Source organism: Emergencia sp. (assembly GCF_048465375.1).
Lineage (GTDB): Bacteria > Bacillota > Clostridia > Peptostreptococcales > Anaerovoracaceae > Senimuribacter.
The window spans coordinates 223,617-241,618 of record NZ_DBFWLQ010000007.1 but is presented as its reverse complement, the minus strand read 5'-3'; the positions used below and the strand labels follow the sequence as shown (position 1 = coordinate 241,618).

20 protein-coding genes and 6 tRNA genes are annotated in these 18,002 nt (G+C 44.9%); 9 read left to right on the top strand and 17 right to left on the bottom strand.

What is annotated here, in order from left to right; all coding sequences use genetic code 11:
• The first annotated feature begins 9 nt into the window (after positions 1 to 9).
• The 3 genes from vorB to ACMQ5W_RS06065 are packed head-to-tail and all read left to right on the top strand — an operon-like array spanning position 10 to position 2,393.
• Entirely contained in the window at positions 10 to 1,092 is a 1,083-nt protein-coding gene (gene vorB, locus ACMQ5W_RS06075) for a 3-methyl-2-oxobutanoate dehydrogenase subunit VorB (protein WP_419024222.1), read from the top strand.
• A 2-nt stretch (positions 1,093 to 1,094) separates the two neighbouring features.
• Entirely contained in the window at positions 1,095 to 1,832 is a 738-nt protein-coding gene (locus tag ACMQ5W_RS06070; protein ID WP_419024220.1) for a thiamine pyrophosphate-dependent enzyme, read from the top strand.
• Positions 1,833 to 1,841: 9 nt separating this feature from the next.
• On the top strand, positions 1,842 to 2,393 hold the full coding sequence (locus ACMQ5W_RS06065) for a 2-oxoacid:acceptor oxidoreductase family protein (RefSeq protein WP_419024218.1): 552 nt from the start codon (positions 1,842 to 1,844) through the stop codon (positions 2,391 to 2,393).
• 95 nt (positions 2,394 to 2,488) lie between these two features.
• Here the strand turns inward: ACMQ5W_RS06065 and ACMQ5W_RS06060 are convergent.
• The 9 genes from ACMQ5W_RS06060 to sfsA all read right to left on the bottom strand — a co-directional run bounded on the left by ACMQ5W_RS06060 (position 2,489) and on the right by sfsA (position 5,664).
• Positions 2,489 to 2,563: transfer RNA gene (locus tag ACMQ5W_RS06060), tRNA-Cys, on the bottom strand.
• A gap of 35 nt (positions 2,564 to 2,598) precedes the next feature.
• Positions 2,599 to 2,673: transfer RNA gene (locus ACMQ5W_RS06055), tRNA-Gln, on the bottom strand.
• A 7-nt stretch (positions 2,674 to 2,680) separates the two neighbouring features.
• Positions 2,681 to 2,756 (bottom strand) — tRNA-His (locus ACMQ5W_RS06050).
• Between the two features lie 143 nt (positions 2,757 to 2,899).
• Positions 2,900 to 2,976 (bottom strand) — tRNA-Asp (locus ACMQ5W_RS06045).
• A gap of 25 nt (positions 2,977 to 3,001) precedes the next feature.
• Positions 3,002 to 3,077, bottom strand: a tRNA-Val gene (locus ACMQ5W_RS06040).
• A gap of 8 nt (positions 3,078 to 3,085) precedes the next feature.
• Positions 3,086 to 3,162, bottom strand: a tRNA-Met gene (locus tag ACMQ5W_RS06035).
• A 147-nt stretch (positions 3,163 to 3,309) separates the two neighbouring features.
• Entirely contained in the window at positions 3,310 to 3,573 is a 264-nt protein-coding gene (locus tag ACMQ5W_RS06030) for a hypothetical protein (protein WP_419024217.1), read from the bottom strand.
• Entirely contained in the window at positions 3,570 to 4,811 is a 1,242-nt protein-coding gene (locus tag ACMQ5W_RS06025) for a DNA polymerase Y family protein (protein ID WP_419024252.1), read from the bottom strand. Before ACMQ5W_RS06025 ends, ACMQ5W_RS06030 begins: the two co-directional genes overlap by 4 nt.
• Positions 4,812 to 4,959: 148 nt before the next feature.
• Positions 4,960 to 5,664: a DNA/RNA nuclease SfsA gene (sfsA, locus tag ACMQ5W_RS06020; RefSeq protein WP_419024215.1), complete on the bottom strand. Its 705-nt coding sequence runs from the start codon at positions 5,662 to 5,664 to the stop codon at positions 4,960 to 4,962.
• Positions 5,665 to 5,734: 70 nt separating this feature from the next.
• On the opposite strand from sfsA, the gene lgt reads away from it, so the two are divergent.
• From lgt to ACMQ5W_RS06005, 3 genes are read left to right on the top strand one after another with little or no spacing between them, the layout of a single operon-like run.
• Positions 5,735 to 6,478 (top strand): prolipoprotein diacylglyceryl transferase, encoded by a 744-nt coding sequence (gene lgt, locus ACMQ5W_RS06015; RefSeq protein ID WP_148492883.1) that lies wholly within the window; start codon positions 5,735 to 5,737, stop codon positions 6,476 to 6,478.
• 6 nt (positions 6,479 to 6,484) lie between these two features.
• Positions 6,485 to 7,579, top strand: coding sequence for a redox-regulated ATPase YchF (ychF, locus tag ACMQ5W_RS06010; protein ID WP_419024213.1), 1,095 nt, complete (start codon positions 6,485 to 6,487; stop codon positions 7,577 to 7,579).
• Positions 7,580 to 7,600: 21 nt separating this feature from the next.
• Positions 7,601 to 8,098, top strand: a complete 498-nt coding sequence (locus ACMQ5W_RS06005) for a GNAT family N-acetyltransferase (protein ID WP_419024212.1) — start codon at positions 7,601 to 7,603, stop codon at positions 8,096 to 8,098.
• An 88-nt stretch (positions 8,099 to 8,186) separates the two neighbouring features.
• On the opposite strand, the gene ACMQ5W_RS06000 is transcribed toward ACMQ5W_RS06005, so the two are convergent.
• A complete protein-coding gene (locus ACMQ5W_RS06000) occupies positions 8,187 to 9,395 on the bottom strand; it encodes a sugar-transfer associated ATP-grasp domain-containing protein (RefSeq protein WP_419024210.1) in 1,209 nt (402 codons plus the stop codon).
• Between the two features lie 202 nt (positions 9,396 to 9,597).
• On the opposite strand from ACMQ5W_RS06000, the gene ACMQ5W_RS05995 reads away from it, so the two are divergent.
• Positions 9,598 to 10,308, top strand: coding sequence for a DNA alkylation repair protein (locus ACMQ5W_RS05995; RefSeq protein WP_419024208.1), 711 nt, complete (start codon positions 9,598 to 9,600; stop codon positions 10,306 to 10,308).
• A 92-nt stretch (positions 10,309 to 10,400) separates the two neighbouring features.
• On the opposite strand, the gene ACMQ5W_RS05990 is transcribed toward ACMQ5W_RS05995, so the two are convergent.
• The 6 genes from ACMQ5W_RS05990 to ACMQ5W_RS05965 all read right to left on the bottom strand — a co-directional run bounded on the left by ACMQ5W_RS05990 (position 10,401) and on the right by ACMQ5W_RS05965 (position 15,972).
• Positions 10,401 to 11,132 (bottom strand): helix-turn-helix domain-containing protein, encoded by a 732-nt coding sequence (locus ACMQ5W_RS05990; protein WP_419024206.1) that lies wholly within the window; start codon positions 11,130 to 11,132, stop codon positions 10,401 to 10,403.
• A gap of 298 nt (positions 11,133 to 11,430) precedes the next feature.
• Positions 11,431 to 12,120 (bottom strand): phosphoribosylaminoimidazolesuccinocarboxamide synthase, encoded by a 690-nt coding sequence (locus tag ACMQ5W_RS05985; protein WP_419024250.1) that lies wholly within the window; start codon positions 12,118 to 12,120, stop codon positions 11,431 to 11,433.
• Between the two features lie 111 nt (positions 12,121 to 12,231).
• Complete coding sequence (locus ACMQ5W_RS05980; RefSeq protein WP_419024204.1) at positions 12,232 to 13,833, bottom strand: N-acyl-D-amino-acid deacylase family protein; 1,602 nt, start codon at positions 13,831 to 13,833, stop codon at positions 12,232 to 12,234.
• An 80-nt stretch (positions 13,834 to 13,913) separates the two neighbouring features.
• Positions 13,914 to 14,657: a GNAT family N-acetyltransferase gene (locus ACMQ5W_RS05975; RefSeq protein WP_419024202.1), complete on the bottom strand. Its 744-nt coding sequence runs from the start codon at positions 14,655 to 14,657 to the stop codon at positions 13,914 to 13,916.
• Positions 14,658 to 14,720: 63 nt separating this feature from the next.
• The gene (locus tag ACMQ5W_RS05970) at positions 14,721 to 15,590 is read right to left on the bottom strand and encodes an AraC family transcriptional regulator (protein WP_419024200.1); all 870 of its coding nucleotides are present in this window, start codon (positions 15,588 to 15,590) and stop codon (positions 14,721 to 14,723) included.
• Positions 15,583 to 15,972: a thioesterase family protein gene (locus tag ACMQ5W_RS05965; RefSeq protein ID WP_148492892.1), complete on the bottom strand. Its 390-nt coding sequence runs from the start codon at positions 15,970 to 15,972 to the stop codon at positions 15,583 to 15,585. Before ACMQ5W_RS05965 ends, ACMQ5W_RS05970 begins: the two co-directional genes overlap by 8 nt.
• A 134-nt stretch (positions 15,973 to 16,106) precedes the next feature.
• Here ACMQ5W_RS05965 and mscL point away from each other — a divergent pair, with 134 nt between their 5' ends.
• The gene (gene mscL, locus ACMQ5W_RS05960; RefSeq protein WP_419024197.1) at positions 16,107 to 16,511 is read left to right on the top strand and encodes a large conductance mechanosensitive channel protein MscL; all 405 of its coding nucleotides are present in this window, start codon (positions 16,107 to 16,109) and stop codon (positions 16,509 to 16,511) included.
• 42 nt (positions 16,512 to 16,553) lie between these two features.
• Here mscL and ACMQ5W_RS05955 read toward each other — a convergent pair whose 3' ends face one another.
• Positions 16,554 to 16,826, bottom strand: coding sequence for an iron-sulfur cluster biosynthesis family protein (locus tag ACMQ5W_RS05955; RefSeq protein ID WP_419024196.1), 273 nt, complete (start codon positions 16,824 to 16,826; stop codon positions 16,554 to 16,556).
• Between the two features lie 125 nt (positions 16,827 to 16,951).
• Here ACMQ5W_RS05955 and ACMQ5W_RS05950 point away from each other — a divergent pair, with 125 nt between their 5' ends.
• Entirely contained in the window at positions 16,952 to 17,992 is a 1,041-nt protein-coding gene (locus tag ACMQ5W_RS05950) for a YeiH family protein (protein WP_419024194.1), read from the top strand.
• The last annotated feature ends 10 nt before the right edge of the window (positions 17,993 to 18,002 follow it).

Genomic DNA, 18,002 nt, shown 5'->3' with positions numbered 1-18,002 from the left:
AGTGAAAGCATGCAGAGAGTATTGATGAAAGGCTGCGAAGCCATCGCAGAAGCCGCTGTCAGAGCGGGCTGCAGATTTTTTGCCGGTTACCCTATCACGCCGCAAAACGAAATTCCCGAATACTTTTCCAGGAGAATGCCGGAGGTGGGAGGCACTTTTTTACAAGGCGAATCTGAAGTGGCATCAATCAACATGGTCTACGGCGCGGCAGGTTCGGGTATCAGATCTATGACATCCTCCTCCAGCCCTGGAATCTCATTAAAAAGTGAGGGCATCTCTTACTGTGCGGCAGCAAGGATTCCCATGGTCTATGTAAATGTGTCCAGAGGCGGTCCCGGAATCGGTGTCATTCAGCCTGCACAGAACGATTATTTCCAGGCGACAAAAGCCTCCGGCAACGGCGGATTCAGAATGCGGGTCTTTGCCCCCTCCACCGTCCAAGAGGCCGTAGATATGACCTATGCGGCATTCGACTATGCTGATAGAGACAGAAATCCCGTGCTAGTTCTCACCGATGGCATCGTTGGAAGCATCCTAGAGCCGGTGGTTCTTCCAAAAATGCGCACAGAGGAAGAACTGGCAGAAATCAGAGCGTCAAAAGGCTGGGCTGCAACTGGCCATCCTCTGTCGGGCAGCCGCTCGTGGATCAATCCCGGCTGCTGGGACAACGACCTTTGGGAGCAAGGCAATCAGGAGGCCGAAGCGCTATATGCTTCCTGGCGGAAAGACGCACAGTATGAAGCCTATCAGATCGAGGATGCCGAAGTAATTCTGACCGCTTACGGCATTTCGGCCCGCATGGCGGCACCTGCCGTTGACGACTTACGCAAAGCAGGCATCAAGGCCGGTATGATCAAAGTTCTGACCCTTTATCCGTTCCCTTATGATGCCTACGACAAAATCGACTACGATCAGTGTAAAGGGATTCTCGACATTGAAATGTCAATTCCACCCCAATTCGTGGAAGACGTTTCTGTTGCAGTAAAAGGCAGAGCACCAATCTCAACCTATCTGCGTTCTGGCGGTAATCTGCTCAGCAAAGCGGCAATCATGGCGGCGGCAAAAAAAATTGTAAAGGACAGTGAGGTATAGACATGGAATTGATTTATACGAAGACGAAAACCATTCAAAAGGATAAATCTTCTGGATTTTGTCCGGGATGCATGCACGACACGGTAGTGAAGCTTATCGGTGAAGTGCTGGAAGAATTGGATATCGCAGATAGAGCAATCTCCCTCACCGGAGTGGGTTGCTGTGGCCTGATGATGGACTACATTGAATACGATTATGTCCAATGCGCCCACGGCCGTGCCTGCGCCGTTGCCAGCGGCATGAAGCGTACCAATCCAGACAAAATTTTCTTTACTTATCAGGGTGACGGCGACCTGGCTGCCATCGGCCTCGCTGAGTCCATTTCGGCGGCAAATCGCGGTGAAAATATTACGGTGATTTTTGTCAACAACGGGATATACGGTATGACTGGCGGACAGCTGGCTCCTACGACGCTGTTGGGCATGAAGGCTTCTACTGCGCCAAAAGGACGGACAGCTTCAGAGCACGGATATCCGATGCACGTATGTGAAATGATGGATACCCTCACCGCCCCTGCGTTTTTAGCAAGGACCAGCTGCAACACGCCGCAGAACGTTGTCAAAACGAAAAACGCTATCAAAAAAGCTTTCCAGAATCAAATCGAAGGCAAGGGATTTTCTTTGGTAGAGGTTGTCACCAGCTGCCCGACCAACTGGGGTCTTGAGCCTTTGAAAGCGTTGGATTATCTGGAAGATCACATGTTGAAAGAATTCCCTCTGGGAATTATCAGAGACAGATAGGAGACTGATATGGAAACAAATATTTGTATAGCAGGTTTTGGCGGACAGGGTGTGATGACTATCGGTAAGTTCCTCGCCCAGGCAGTGTGTGATTCTACAGAACTGAACACCGTCTTTTTTCCCACTTATGGTGCGGAACAGCGTGGCGGTACTGCCAATTGCTTCGTCGTCATTTCCAATCAAAAAATCGGTACCCCGAAAGCGGATGAGATGGACGATCTGATCATCATGAATAACCCTTCCCTGGCCAAATTTATTAAGATACTGAAACCCGGCGGAAATCTTTTTATCAATGCTACAATCGTAACCGATGAAATCAGGAGAGATGATATAAACATCATCAAAATTCCCGCTACGGAAATCGCTCTTGCTCTGGGCAATCCAAAGGTACTCAATGTAATCATGCTGGGTGCCTACGTAGGATATACGGAGATTTTCCCCATCGACGTCATGTGGAAGACCATCGAACAAAAACTGCATAAGAAACCTGCCCTGCTGCACCTGAACAGGCAGGCATTTGATAAGGGATTAGCTCTGGGATGTATCAGCCGTTCAAATTAATTCTAACAGCTTATAACTCCACATTATTCCTTCTGTGTCAAACTCTTGCATTATCCATATAGAAAAACAGAGTGCCAAAGCACTCTGTTTTTCTATGGAGGCGACACCCAGATTTGAACTGGGGAATAAAGGTTTTGCAGACCTCTGCCTTACCACTTGGCTATGTCGCCATATGTATAGGACACTAAAACAGCATCCTATTTGTTGGCTAGGGTAGCAGGATTCGAACCTGCGCATGATGGAATCAGAATCCATTGCCTTACCGCTTGGCGATACCCCAACGTTTATGGGGTGGATAGTGGGATTCGAACCCACGTATACAGGAGCCACAACCCTGTGTCTTAACCACTTGACGATACCCACCATATTGTATGCGTAATCTACGCTTTTGTTGCTAAAATTTTGCAATTCATTGTCACATACATGTCGTGCTCAACATTTGCAATAAATATTTTAGCACACTTCTTTGCAGAATGCAAAGCATTCCTTGCAAATTTTTTAAAAATTGGCGACCTGGAACGGGCTCGAACCGTCGACCTCCAGCGTGACAGGCTGGCATTCTAACCAACTGAACTACCAGGCCGCATCTTTGCTTCGATTTGAAACAATGGTGGGCGTTATAGGGCTCGAACCTATGACCCTCTGCTTGTAAGGCAGATGCTCTCCCAGCTGAGCTAAACGCCCAAAAAAAATGGTAGCGGCGAGTGGAGTCGAACCACCGACCTTCCGGGTATGAACCGGACGCTCTAGCCAACTAAGCTACACCGCCACGCAATTTGTTTCAAATCACTGCAAGAAATATATTACCAAATTATCCAGCGATTGTCAACAACTTTTTTCCAACTTTTTTATCGAACTTTTTGGGGAGCATATTTTCAGGTCATCCATAATAGCGTAATCACTACTTTCCAGAATGTCAGATTTTATATAATTCCCATCTGTACTGCCCGATTACATATTTTAACTGATAAAGCCTGCTTTCGTCAAGTACTTTTGACTCACAAGTATAAATTAATGTGTCAATGCCTGCAAGCTTGCTTTCTTCAACGGTTACTATTTTGTCCACATATACCTCTATTTTATCCCCCGAATCTTGAAAAAATTTAAATTTGTATGGTATCGGTTTTTTATTATCGCTAAATGTAGCAATAACGTCTATCGATTTTGCCACAATCTTCACTGCTTATATCCTCCCATCATAAGATAATTTCCATCATTGATTCCGCCTTCCAGAGGTTTCATATCAGTATTCGCAAAAGTCCCTCTGTAAATAGCAGTCTGCCCAAATCGCTCTCTGATTTCGTCTACCGTCTTGTTCAAAGCTTCATCTTCTTCCATTTGCCGTACATCAAATAGGGACAGCTGGTATTCATCCTTTCTGGCAAATTCAGACAATCTGATCCCCAGTTGTCTTACCGGTTCCCCTTTCCAGCATTCCTCAAATAAGCTACATGCGTACCTGTAGATTTTGGTCGTATCGTCTATAAAAAACGGCAGCTGAATCTGGTGGGTGTATCGCACAAATCCATTAGTCTTTACGGCAATTCCAATCAGCGAAGCTTTGCACTGATGGCGCCTGAGCCGTCCTGCGACCCTGTCCGTCAGTGACAAGAGATAATTTTCTGCCTCTCGTTTATCGGTCACATCGTATTTGATGGTCATGCTGTTGCTAAGTCCCTTTTGCAGTACCTGATCCCCCGGCGTCACTCGATCTTGATCAATGCCATTGGCATATTCCCATATCAACTGTCCATGGCTTTTGAGCAGGCTTCGCAGCAGCACCGGTTCACTGCGAGCCAAATCACCGATGGTATGGATGTTAATTTTGCTCAGTTTCTTAACAGAGGCCCTGCCCGCCATAAACAGCTCCCCTACGGCCAATGGCCACAGCTTTTCTTCCAATTCCTTTTGGTTGAGAATCGTATGCACCAGATCGGGTTTCTTCAGTTCACCCGCCATCTTCGCCAGAAGCTTGTTGCTGCCCACACCGACATTCACCGTAAATCCCAATTCCCTTTTGATTCTCTCTTTGATTTCGAAAGCTGCCGCCTCTGGTCTGCCGAATCGTTTTTCGCAGTGGGCAAAATCCACAAAGCACTCGTCTACACTGTATCTCTGTATCACAGGCGAGTATTCCAGCAAAATGTGATACATCGCCTCACTACAGGACAGATAGAGATCGTAATCCGGCGGAAATACCAGAAGCTGCGGGCACTTCTGCTTTGACTCGTACAGGCTTACCCCGGTGCTGATGCCATATTTCTTGGCAGAAATGGATTTTGCTAAAATGATGCCGTGCCGATCATCCGGATTGCCGGCAATGACTGCCGGCACCGTTCTAATGTCCAGGGGATAGCCTTTTTCTAACAAATCTACTGCTGTCCAACTGAGATAGGCCGAATTGGCATCTACATGCATGATGGTCACACTGCTCACCTCTCTCCTTCGTCAACAAGAACATATGTTCTCATTGATGTTAGTATAGCACCAGCACTGCTCTTTTTCAACTGGAAAAATTTACAGCGGTAAGAAAGAAAAAAGGCAGCAAGCGCAAAGACTTGTCTGCCTAATCCAATACTACAGGGATTTGATCTTTTATTTCCAGAGTCTCCTCTGTCACATTACAATCGTAAGCCAGAATCACAACACCCACTTCTGCCGCCTGGCGCAATGCATCTCCAAAAGCTTTGTGCGTCCTGTCGTTGGGCTCAAATCGCTCAATTCCCGTCATTTGAATGACAAATAGCACAAATCCTTTATATCCTTCTTTCACTGCCTTACAGAGTTCATAGACGTGTTTGACGCCCCTCTCGGTCGGCGCATCAGGAAATCTGGCCACGCCATCTTCTTCCAACGTCACACCTTTTACCTCTAGCCAGCCTTTATTGCCGTTCTCATCTTCCACATAAAAATCAAACCGAGAATCACCAAAGGTCTTCTCCCGCTTCACCGTTGAAAGCTTCCCCATACCCGGCAGAAGCAGCCTTCCTTGCAGAAGTGCCTCTTCACAAACCTTATTAGGCGCCTGGGAGTCCATATTGACCAAAACCTCTCCCTTTTTAACCCCAATCAAGGAATAACGCATCTTGCGCGTGCCCATCCGACCATCAAAGTCTTCTAAGTAAACATCCGCGCCCGGAATCATCAGTTCCCGGCATCTGCCAGTATTCTTGACGTGCGCACGTTCCTTCTTCCCGTCGATCAAAACCTCTGCGATAAAACGATTGGGTCTAGCTATAAAATTGCCTTTACATATGTTTTCGTATTTCATGCATTGTATTTTATCAGATTTTATCCTATAATAAAAGAGATTTTAATTACAAATGTAAAGGGGAGATTTTATGAGAGCACCAGATCCGGTAGCTTTTACTTTATTCGGGATGGATATCATGTGGTACGGCATTCTGATTGGGACAGGATTCGTACTGGCAATTATACTTTGCTACAAACGTGCACCGAAACACGGCATACAGAGCGACCATATTCTCGATTTTGCCATCTTTTTAATACCAGCGTCAATCATCGGCGCGAGAGCCTATTACGTCATTTTCAGCTGGGAGAACTATGTTGGAGATTTTTGGAAAATCCTCAATATCAGAAACGGCGGCCTGGCAATCCACGGCGGTATCATCGCCGGCCTCATCGTCGGCCTGCTGGTCTGCAAATATCACAAGATCAATTTTCTAGAGATGGCAGACCTGGTATTACCGACAGTAGCACTGGCGCAGGCCATCGGAAGATGGGGAAATTTTTTCAATTCAGAGGCACACGGCGGACCGACAGACCTGCCTTGGGCGGTTTGGGCCGATGGGCAGTACGTCCATCCTACCTTCTTATACGAATCACTTTGGTGCTTTGCACTGTTCTGGTTCCTGCTCTGGCTGGATAAGCGCAGAGCTTTTCCCGGGCAGATTGCGTGTCTTTACGGCATGCTCTATTCTCTCGAAAGAGGCCTGGTAGAACAGCTTCGCACAGACAGCCTGATGATCGGATCATTCAAGCAGGCGCAGATACTGAGTTTTTTCGTCTTCGTATTCTGCCTTGCACTATATATCATTTTAAGAAACAAAAGAAAGAGGAGTTAACAAAATATGAAATTAGGTATCGTAGGCCTTCCTAATGTGGGCAAAAGTACACTATTCAATGCAATTACAAAGGCTGGTGCAGAAGCGGCCAATTATCCCTTCTGCACAATCGAACCGAATGTGGGAGTGGTCACGGTTCCCGATGAGCGTATCAAAACCCTGCACGAAATATATAACTCAAAGAAAACGATCTACACCACTATTGAATTTTGCGACATCGCCGGCCTGGTAAAAGGTGCCTCGCAAGGCGAAGGACTGGGCAATAAGTTTCTGGGGCACATCAGAGAGGTAGCCGCCATCGTCCACGTCGTCAGATGTTTTGAAAACGATAACATCGTTCACGTCGACGGCAAAATCGATCCGCTATCTGACATTGAGACCATCAATACAGAATTGATTCTTTCTGATATGGAAGTTTTGGAACGCCGCATTACCAAGACCACAAAGAACCTCAAGGGGGACAAGTCTCTTCAAAAAGAACTGGACCTGCTGACGAAAATCAACGATTTCCTGGCCTCTGGCAAATCTGCCAGAGCCATGGATTTAACCGATGAAGAAGATGAATTTGTAAAGAGCCTGGATTTACTCTCCTACAAGCCGATCATCTATGTGGCAAATGTTTCTGAAGAAGATGCCGCTGACAACACCGATAACGAATATGTCAAAGCTGTTCGCGAATTCGCCGCTACAGAGGATGCTGAGGTGGTTGTCATCTGTGCAGAAATTGAGCAGGAAATTTCAGAGCTGGATGATGAAGAGAAGACGATGTTTCTCGAAGAACTGGGCATCAGCGAGTCGGGTCTTGACAAGTTGATCAAGGCCTCCTACCACCTGCTGAATTTGATTTCCTTCCTCACAGCCGGAGAAGACGAATGCCGCGCCTGGACCATCAAAAGAGGAACAAAGGCACCGCAGGCAGCTGGCCGCATCCATACTGACTTTGAGAGAGGTTTTATCAGAGCAGAGACCATTGCTTATGACAAGCTGATCGAATGCGGCGGCAGTCTCAGCGCCGCCAAAGAAAAAGGTCTGCTCCGCTCTGAAGGCAAAGAATATGTCGTAAAGGACGGAGACGTACTTAACTTCCTGTTTAACGTGTAGAAAGCAGAAAGGATGAGATTGATGATTACCTTTAGAAATGTGGATAAAAATAACTTTCAAGCTGCCATCAGCCTGGAGGTTCATGAGAATCAAAAATGCTTTATGGAAGACAACCTTTTTTCTATTGCAGAATGTGTAGTTGAAAAGGATTTTGTCACAAAGGTCGTCTACAACGATGACGAACCCATCGGGTTCCTGCTGTATTATTTTGTCAAAGACGAACCCGACTACGTATTTCTGCATAGATATATGATTGACAAAGACCATCAGGGCAAAGGTTTTGGACGCGCTACACTGGAAGCTGCCATGGATTTGTTCAAAACAGAATTTCCGTCCATCGGCTGTGTCGAACTGATGCATTATCCCGACAACAAAATCGGCGCCGCCATGTACGAAGCCCTCGGCTTTGTACCCACCGGCGAAAACAGGGAGAGTGAACCGTGCCGCTGTGAAATCGACACCAAAAATCCAGACCGCTATGTGGAAATTGTCAGACGGCGGTACTACACAGCACTATAAGGTTATAAAGAGAATAAGGAATTTTTCTCAAATCAAAAGATTGCCCATACATTGGATGTTCCAGTGTATGGGCAATCTCGTTTTTTCCTCATTCTAAAAACGGTTCAAACTTATATCTTACACCTTTCCCCTCAGGAATATACGGCAATTGTGCGAATTGATAATTAGATTCTGAATTACCTTCAATCAGCGAGGCTCCGGTTTCGGTTACTGCAATGTCCCATCCTACCATATGGACGCCCGTAAGTTTTCTAGCGGCTGTTTCTGCCAGTTGGAGCACCTTGTCCCAGTTCGGAATCTGGAAACCGTTGATAGGCTTTTGTGATACAGGATGGACTTTATAGGTTTTACTATCCAAATCCAAACCATCTTTACAAATCATTCCTGTAGTAACATCCACAGGTGCAAAGATTCCACCGCCTTCATAGCCATCAATCAGTCCACCAGTTCCCATCCTTAATACGGAATACATGTAGTGAATTTCGTCGTTGTCAAGTATTGTCACCAGTCGCACTGTATTTACAGAAGTTTTACAAATTTCCGCAAGCGCATGGTGCTGTATAATCAATTCTTCGCACAAACTTTTTGGTTTTGACATCAGTAAGTCATATAACTGCCTCTTTCCGTCTAAATCTTTTGGAATATCAAACTTTTCAACACCTTCGCCATGAGTTCCAAATATCGGCTTACAAATCAGACTCGTGAGATTCTCAGTCTTTTGGAGAAATTCTTCAAAAGTAAGCTTTCTGTTAGAAAACCAGACCCGATGAAACAAATCCCCGAATACTTTGGCAAACTTCTCCTTATTTCGAATCATCGCCACTTCATCAGGATTGGTATTATATTTCATGATCATTCGCTCTACCGTACCTTTTGTATAGTATTGCTTCTGTTCCTCGATAGATTTTTCCCAAAACCGGAACTGATAATAATCCCGTGGTGAACATTCCGTGTATAAGTTTGATTCAAATATTTTTTCTTTAGCCTTTTTCTGAGACCATCCGCTTTCCTCTGCGACCAGACGAGCGTGTTTTTTCATGCTAGTTTTATCATAACGACTGTCTTTGCGAATATTTGCAAGACTAGATTCCAACTTTTTGCCGCTTCTACTCCAAAGTCTCTTTTTGACATAAAATCGGTAACTCACGCCCTGCTCCAAATACTTGTCCATTTCAGACTTTGCTTTGTCCCGGTTCCAACCAGTCTGTTGGCAGACATAGTCTAAATAGCTTTCCTTACGTTCGGATAGAATTTTTCGTCTCTCTTTTGTTTTTATATAGTAATTTATGCTTTTCATTTTGTATAATCCTTTCATATGACTTTAGTATCTATAAAAATCCCAATCTTATCCATAATTATACCTCCTTTACGACTAAATTTAAAGGATTTTAACCGTATCTTTGGAAATAAAACTAAAGTCTTATAATGCAGAAAAATCAAATTTATGTTATAATAGTTTCACATTTAAACGGATTTGCCCAAGGGAAGGAACTAAATTCATGACTTGTCAAGAAATCATCAACCAGCTTCAGGCATTAGCCAGCGAAAAGCATAAGGCCAACGTCACCAAGCTGGGAATACCAGAGGAAAACAGTATCGGCGTCTCAACAGCAGAGATACGGACTTTGGCTAAAAGCATCGAAAAATCTCAGGATCTGGCATATGAACTGTGGCAATCAGGCTATCACGAAGCCAGGCTGCTGGCAGTGCTGCTCTTTGATAAAAAGAAAATGACCCTCGAAGAAGTGGATACTTTGATGGCAGACGTGATTTCTTGGGATCTGTGCGATCATTTGTGCAAAAATTTAATCGTAAAAATGAAAGACTTTGACCAATTGATCACTTTATGGATTACTTCAAATCACACTCATAAAAAGCGTGGCGCTTTTACGCTGATGGCGTCTGCAGCCATTCACAAGAAAGAAATCACAGAGGAAACCCTCGATGCTTATCTGGCGCTCATCCAGGAGCATTCACAGGATGAACGGGATCATGTCAAAAAATCTGTTTCCTGGGCCTTGCGCGAAATTGGCAAACATGACTTTGATACAAATGAAAAAGCCCTTCTGCTGGCGCACAACCTCAAAGAACATGGCAATAAAGCACAAATCTGGATCGGAAAGGACGCCATCAAAGAGCTGGAGAACCTGGTCAAAGTGCCTGGTCGTAAGCGGTTGATTTCTGCCGACTCAAAGATGGGACGCCAGTGATAAGTGTCAAAATAAAAAAGCTCGATGGATTTGGATAGCATGATGGCATCCAGATTCATCGCGCTTTTTCTATCGTTTCCTATATTTTTCGCCTAATTGCTGCGCCACTCCCCATCATAATATTCCTCCATAAGTTCATATGCAGAACGATAACGTTTCTCTTTTGCCGGATCTACGATTAAACTTCCTCCACCCACAGATGCATCCAGCTTCACTCTCTCAGCGAACTGTTCAAACCGAAATTTAAAAAAATGTACAGCCTTATATTTTTTCGTTTCCGGGTTATAGCAGTCCTCCAACTGTCCAATCGTTTCAGATACTTTAGCCTGGGATTTTATCAGATTATAATAATTGTCCACCCTGCCAATTTCCAAAAAGACTTTTGCATCAGTGAAGTATTCATTAGTCGCCGTTTCAAATTGCCCTACCATCTCTTCTGTAGTAGGTAAAGATGCCTTCGATAGATAAAAAAGGATGCTGACTGCAGCCAATGCGATGGTCAAAAGGACTACCACGATACTCATTTTAATCAGTATAGATTTCCTCGCCTGTCCAGCATAGCTCATCGCTGCTTCCGTAGCGATGGTGTCCATAATTTCCGATGTTGCTGATTTGATATATCCCCCAGCCAATATTTCACTGATGGACACTTCCAGTACCTCGGCCAAGTCACCGATTAAGGTGATATCAGGGCATCCAATACCTCGTTCCCATTTTGAGACAGCCTTGTCCGAAACACTGATTTGATCAGCCAGGTTCTGCTGCGTCCATCCTTTTTTCTTTCTAAGCTCTTTGATAAACAATCCTACTTTTTTACAATCCATATGTAATCTCCTCTGTCTATTTTTTATTTATATATTATCATATGTATCATAAAAAGGATATAAACGCTCTGTTTACACCAACTCTACTCTTGAGATGTTCAGATTCCTAAAGGGTAAACACACAGGTTCTCTTCGGAGCCTGCTTTGCAGGCGTAACCCTCCTTAGGGCGGCGAGGGGATTCCCCTCTGCACACCCACTTTTTTAATTCACAGGAAATCGTAAAAACGCAATTTCCTGTGAATCAAAAAACACCTGCCGGCCATTAGGCCGGCAGGTGTTGTCTATAACTTTGACTATTTATTTTGTGTGGCTAAGAATGATGTCAGTGAGGTCAACAGGGTCTACAATCTTTCCATCCTTGTAAACTCTCATGTTACCGCTGGCGATTTCATCGATGAGGATGACTTCGTCATTGTTATAACCGAATTCAAATTTGATGTCCCAAAGTTCCAGTCCCATAGATGCAAGGTCGTCAGCAACGATCTTGGTAATCTTCAGAGTCTGCTCTTTCATCTGGTTGAACATCTCCTGGCTCATGATTCCCAAAACTTCCAGGCCTTCGCTTGTGATGAGGGGATCGCCTTTCTCATCATCCTTCAGCGTCGTCTCTACATATCCGTTTTCGAAAACAGTGCCGTCCTCGATGTATGCGCCATATCTGCGAATAAAGCTGCCTGTCGCTCTCAGTCTGCAGATAACCTCAAGTCCCTTCCCAAATGGAGTCGCCTTCAAAACTTCCATGGTCGCATTGTCAACGTCAGCGCTGACATAATGGGTCTTGATGCCTGCAGCTTTGATCAGTTCAAAATATCTGATTGAGGTTCTGAGGTTTGCTCTGCCGATTCCTTCGATTGTCAGTCCTACTGTATTTTCGCCTGGATCAAAGACGCCGTCTTTTCCTGTGCAGTCGTCCTTGAACTGCAGCATCACGTTTCCATTGTCCAGTGCAAATACGTCTTTTGTTTTTCCTTGATAAATTTTTTCCATCATTCTACTCTCCATTCCTGTGTTTTATTTATAAGTAAATTCTTATCTGTCAATATTTTTACCATACTATTATAGCACAACGAAAGCAGATGACAAGAAAAAAATCACACTTTATCTTTCTCGAGGCATGGCCCGTCCTGCCTTTGCAAAGGCTTGCCGATCTAGAACGTCGCCATCGAGGACTTTGATACCATTGACAAAGACCTTCTCAATGCCGAAAGGTTTATTTTGATCAGGCACGCCGTTCTTCAGCTTTTCTTCATCAAAAACGGTCAAATCCGCAAAGAATCCCTTTTTGATATATCCCCTTTGGCCGATGCAGAACCGATCAGCCACTGCGCCGCTCATCTTGCGAATGGTGGCAGGCATGGTGTCGCCGCTGCCCTTGAGTGAAAGATGGAGGAATTTCGGGAAACAGTCGTAAATAGCCAGATTCTGCACGCCCCGCTCCTCAACCCAGGCATCGGTCATATAGAGCACATTGGGATGTTTGGAAAACTCGCTGATGATCTCCGCCGTGCTGTAAGGTTCCATGATGACACGTCCCGTATTATTGCTGATCTCACAGAGGTGCAGATAAGCGTCGATATCACTCATACCTTCTTCCTGCGCAATCTGATGCACCGTCTTTCCCTCATATTTCTCATAACCCTCGCCAACGTCTGCAATGAGGATATTCTCAAAGTTAAATCCCAGCATCTTCATGCTCAGTTTAGCCAAAAGGGTGAACTTCAGTTTGTTAAAAGGTTTGCGTTTTTCTTCTTTGCTCATGGACTGATACCAAGCCGGCATGATGACCGTAATGACCGATACACCGCGATCCTCTGCATAGATGTCGAACATGGCATCAATGCCGTTTTCTCTCATGCGCATCAAAATCGCGAGAAGTTCGTCCTTGCACTTGAAGGATGAACGGCCCACAAAGATAGCATGAGAATACTGCAGTTTCATGTGCGTGCCCCTAGAGACCTCCTCTAACTCATCTAAAGCCCGCAGAATATGTGGTCTGCCGAAAGGACTGGAATAGGCCAAAGATACAGCGCTGCTGGCACGAGGATGAACGGTCATAGGCACGTCATAAGTTTCGCAAAGCTTCGCCACGTCACGCAGTTCCTCTGTCTTAGCATAAACACCCGGTTCGTACATCAAACCCAGTGACAGTCCACAAGCACCTTCTTTCAGTCCCTGCTCCATAATGCCCAGCATGCGGCTGCGCTCTTCAGGCGTCAGCTCTCTGTTTTCAAAACCAGACACGCTGTTTCTTGCTGAACAATGGCCCACAAGGGTGGCGATGTTCAGCGGCGTATTCTTGTCGATGGCATCAAAGAATTCTTTGACGGTTCCGTATTCGCCAGTCACATCCCAATTATGGAAAAGGCCGCCGCCGATGCCTTCCTTGTACGGACTGTCTTTCTCAAAGCCAACGCTGGATAGTCCGCAGTTTCCTGCGATAAAAGAAGTGATCCCCTGTCTTACAAAGGGTTCAAAATATTTCTCCGGTTCCTTCTTTATGGCAAAGAAATCATTGTGGGAATGAGCATCAAAAAAGCCTGGAGAAACAGAACGTCCTGCAAGATCAATGACTTCTGCTTCGTCGTCTGTCAAATTTTCTCCGATTTCCTCGAGCATTTCGTCTTGAATTAAAATATCTCCAGAAAATGCTTCGCCGCCAGTTCCATCATAGATGAATCCGTTTTTCAATAATGTCTTCATTACACCGCCTCCATTTTTTCAGAATTTACTGACTTTATTTTACCACGGGGAGACAGGAAAATCCAGCGCTATATGTTTCATTATAGTTTTTTCATAAAGCTCTTCTCTGACAAAATCTCGTTAGTCAGAAACTCGCCGTCACGATATAGGGCATAAGTTGTAAACGGGTTCGGCGCATTCTGTGCCGCTTCCCTGCTGTCAAGGTGAATTGCCTTGATTGCAATTCCTCGTTCTGCCGCCACGTCGACAAGAATCGGCACATATTTTGCCGTATGAGGACATTGGTTCGTATAATATAAAGTCCACCCTTCCTTTGGAACCACAGTGTTTTTCACACTATCACGGAATTTTGGCACTGGAGCCTTTTCTCCGAAGGGCAGGTAGAGCAATTCATAATAAGGTTCACAGGTGTCCGCCACTATAAATCCCTTATATTTCAAATACCCCGGCTCTGAGATAAACGGCATTTTCTTTTTCGTGGACAGAACAACCAGACCGGTCTTGCCCTGTGCTTTTCCATCGGCGATACATTCTTCCAGCAGTGCGTCGCCATATCCCTTCCCTTTATATTTTCCAGACACCCAGAAGCAGTCGATGTACAGATAACCCGGCGCTTCAATAGGCGCCCAGGCGGCCTCTGCTGGCAAGTATTCAATAAAAACCTTCCCTCTCTCATCCAGCTTGAGGAAAACCAATCCTTCTTCCATCCTCTGCCGCAGCCACTGTTTTTTCGAGGAAACACAGATTTCCCCCTTTTTTTCTGTAATCGCACAGCAGATGTGCTCTGCTTCCAGATTGTCCAAGTTTACTCTCTTAAATTCCATAGTCAGTTCCTCCTTTTGTTCATAATACCATGTTTCATTGCAGAAAAATGAACAGAAGAGATACTATTTGTACGGGATATACCATTCCATGGTACAAAAATCTTCAGTACAGACTTTTGTATCTACCCGCTCAAAATACATATCCTGATCAAACATATGCTGGTTATCAGACTGGCGGGCAAAATATATCTCAATGGCCCGGTACATCTCCTTTGCCCTTTTCACGTCCAATTCCCGATAAGAATGGCTGCCGATATAGGTGAACCTGGCATAACGAGACGATCCTATTAGCAGATTCTGCCGTCCTTCATTGGGGGCAGAAACGTGAGCCGTACAATAATAATCAGAGCTGCGTTTCTCTTGGTCGTAGTTCTTCGTTACACCATAATAGACGGCTTTTTCCTGCACATGTTTTATTTTGGGATAATCATCATCCCAAAACTCCAAGGCTTTTTGAGGTGCCAGGCTGTGGGATTCAGTAAAACCCAACCTGTGCTTTACCCCTGAGAGAATCATGGCAGGCAAGATAAGCAGGTCAGGCAGAATCATCCCTTCTTCTCCAATGGCGATCATCTCATCTAGAGAGACCTTCTCTGTAATCGTTAAAGGCTGTCCGGATTTTTTCCACTGAAAAGGGGTTAGGCCATATTCTCTTTTGAAAGCGTTAATATAGGTTTGGGGAAATTCATAACCGTATTCAGCCGCAATATCGGCTATACGAAAGTCGCACTCTAACATCAGAGCTGCACTACAGGAAAGTTTTCTCTTTTTGATATAGGTGGAGATGGGCATATGAAAAGCAGACTTGAACAGTTTCCGAATATAGATTTCTGAAACGCCAAATCTGCCTGCCAAAACTTCCAAAGTCAGTTTCTCTGTAAGATTCTCTTCAATATGAGTGATGATGTTTTGCAATAATAGCCTGTTATGCATCTGCCTTGCTGTCTGCCTTCGCCTGGAATTTCTCATTCTTGACGATAAACCGCTCGTGAGTCCCCTCGCCAATCAACCCTGCTTCGTCATAAGCAGAAACTTTGAAGACCAGTTTCCTGCCGTCCACTTCAATCAGTTCGCTTTCACATCTGACAGTCATACCCAAAGGCGTCGCCGATAAATGGCTTACGTTGAGCTGAGTACCTACGGTGCCGCTGCCTTCCTCCAAATCAGATGCTACGCTCTGCCAAGCGGTCTTTTCCATCAAAGCGATCATCGAAGGCGTTGCGAAGACTTTGAGGGTGCCGCTGCCCATGGTCAGTGCAGTATTCTCATCTGTCACCTTTACTTCTTGATTTCCCTTAATTCCTATCTCCAACATAGATTTTCCTCCTAGAAATTGATATACTAAAAGTATACATGAAGCGAACTTTTTCTTCAAGCGAAATCAAAGGTCATGATGAGAAAGTGTACTAGCAAAAACTTCAAATTTATTTAAATGCAATGGAGGTTTCAATGAAAAAATTTTTGTCAGAGTTTAAAGAATTCATATCGCGCGGCGATGCGATGAGCATGGCCATAGGCATCATCATCGGCGGTGCTTTTACCGCTATCGTGACATCTCTTGTCAACGACATCATCACGCCCCTACTGGGCATTATCATCGGCGGTCTTGATTTTACAGGTATTTCCATTACTGTGGGCAACAGTGTCATTCTGATTGGAAATTTTGTACAAGCAGTCATCGTATTCCTGCTGACTGCTCTCGTCATCTTCAGTATCATGAAGGGCTTCAACAAACTGCAGAGAAAAAAAGAAGAACCCGCACCAGAACCTGAAAAACCATCAGAAGAGGTGCAGCTTCTCATCGAAATCAGAGACCTGCTGTCAAAGCAAAAAGAATACAATGAAAACCGATAAGCATCGTCTTATCGGTTTTTTCAGAATCTGGTCAATTCCAGGTTACCTCATGACGGCTCTGAAGTCTTTGAACATGCCCTTCCTGCCATAGTCAATTTTTACTACGCTGTCCAAAATCGGTTTTTCTAACTCTGAAATCAGAAATCCGTATCCGTCTACGTCAATCAACTCGTCCTTTGATTTCTTCCGGTCTACGTAAAAGTCTAATGTAAAGTTACAGCAGCCTGTCTTGTTCAGGGCGATTCTCATATATCTGTCGTCACTCAGTATCTTGTCTAATTGGTCTTTTGCTGCCTGTGTCAATGCAATACTCATGTTTGAAACCTGCCTTTCTATCATTTTCTATATAAATACCCGTTATTTCAATTTTCACACATTTTACTTTTTCGACATTTTCCGCTATAATGATTGTTTGCGATATCATTTTAGGAGGATACACAATGAATTTTATAAACAAAAACGGCAAGGGACTGTTTCTTTGCCTGCTTATCGCCGTTCCGTCATGGTTTTTGGGAAAAGCCTTCCCCCTCGTGGGCGGTGCTGTCATCGCAATTTTGGCAGGAATGATTGTCACTCTGCTGCTGAAAGAAAAAGCCTCATTTGAGGCAGGCATTAAATTCACATCAAAAAAAATACTGCAGTGGGCAGTCATCTTACTCGGATTCGGATTGAACTTAAACGTCATTTTAGAGACTGGCAAACAGTCTCTTCCGATTATCATATGTACGATATCTACGTCCCTGCTCATCGCCTATGTACTGCACAAGGTTATGAAGACACCGGCAAACATCTCGACTCTGGTCGGCGTAGGCTCCTCTATCTGCGGCGGTTCTGCCATCGCAGCTACGGCACCCGTCATAGAGGCGGACGACGAGGAAGTCGCACAGGCCATTTCTATCATATTCTTTTTCAACGTACTGGCGGCAATCGTATTTCCTACCTTTGGAAACGCGATCGGATTTGATACCACTTCAGGAGAAGCTTTCGGTATCTTTGCCGGAACTGCCGTCAACGATACGTCTTCCGTCACAGCCTGTGCTTCTACTTGGGACAGCATGTGGAATTTGGGAGCCGCTACTTTGGACAAGGCTGTAACAGTAAAATTGACCAGAACCCTTGCCATTATCCCGATCACTCTGATCTTGGCAGTTTGGAGGACGAGAAAAGAAGAAAAAGAGGATGAAGCAGAAGGCAAAAAAGTTTCCATGAAGGATATCTTCCCATTCTTCATCCTATATTTCATCGCCGCTTCTATCATCACTACCGTGGCTGCTGCCATGGGACTGCCTGCGGACTTCTTTGCCCCGATCAAAGAACTTTCTAAATTCTTCATTGTGCTGGCCATGGCGGCCATCGGACTCAATACCAACATCGTGAAACTGGTCAAAACCGGCGGTAAACCACTCTTCATGGGTCTCTGCTGCTGGATTGGAATCACTGGCGTCAGCCTGCTTTTACAGCATGTAATGCATCTCTGGTAATAAACCGATA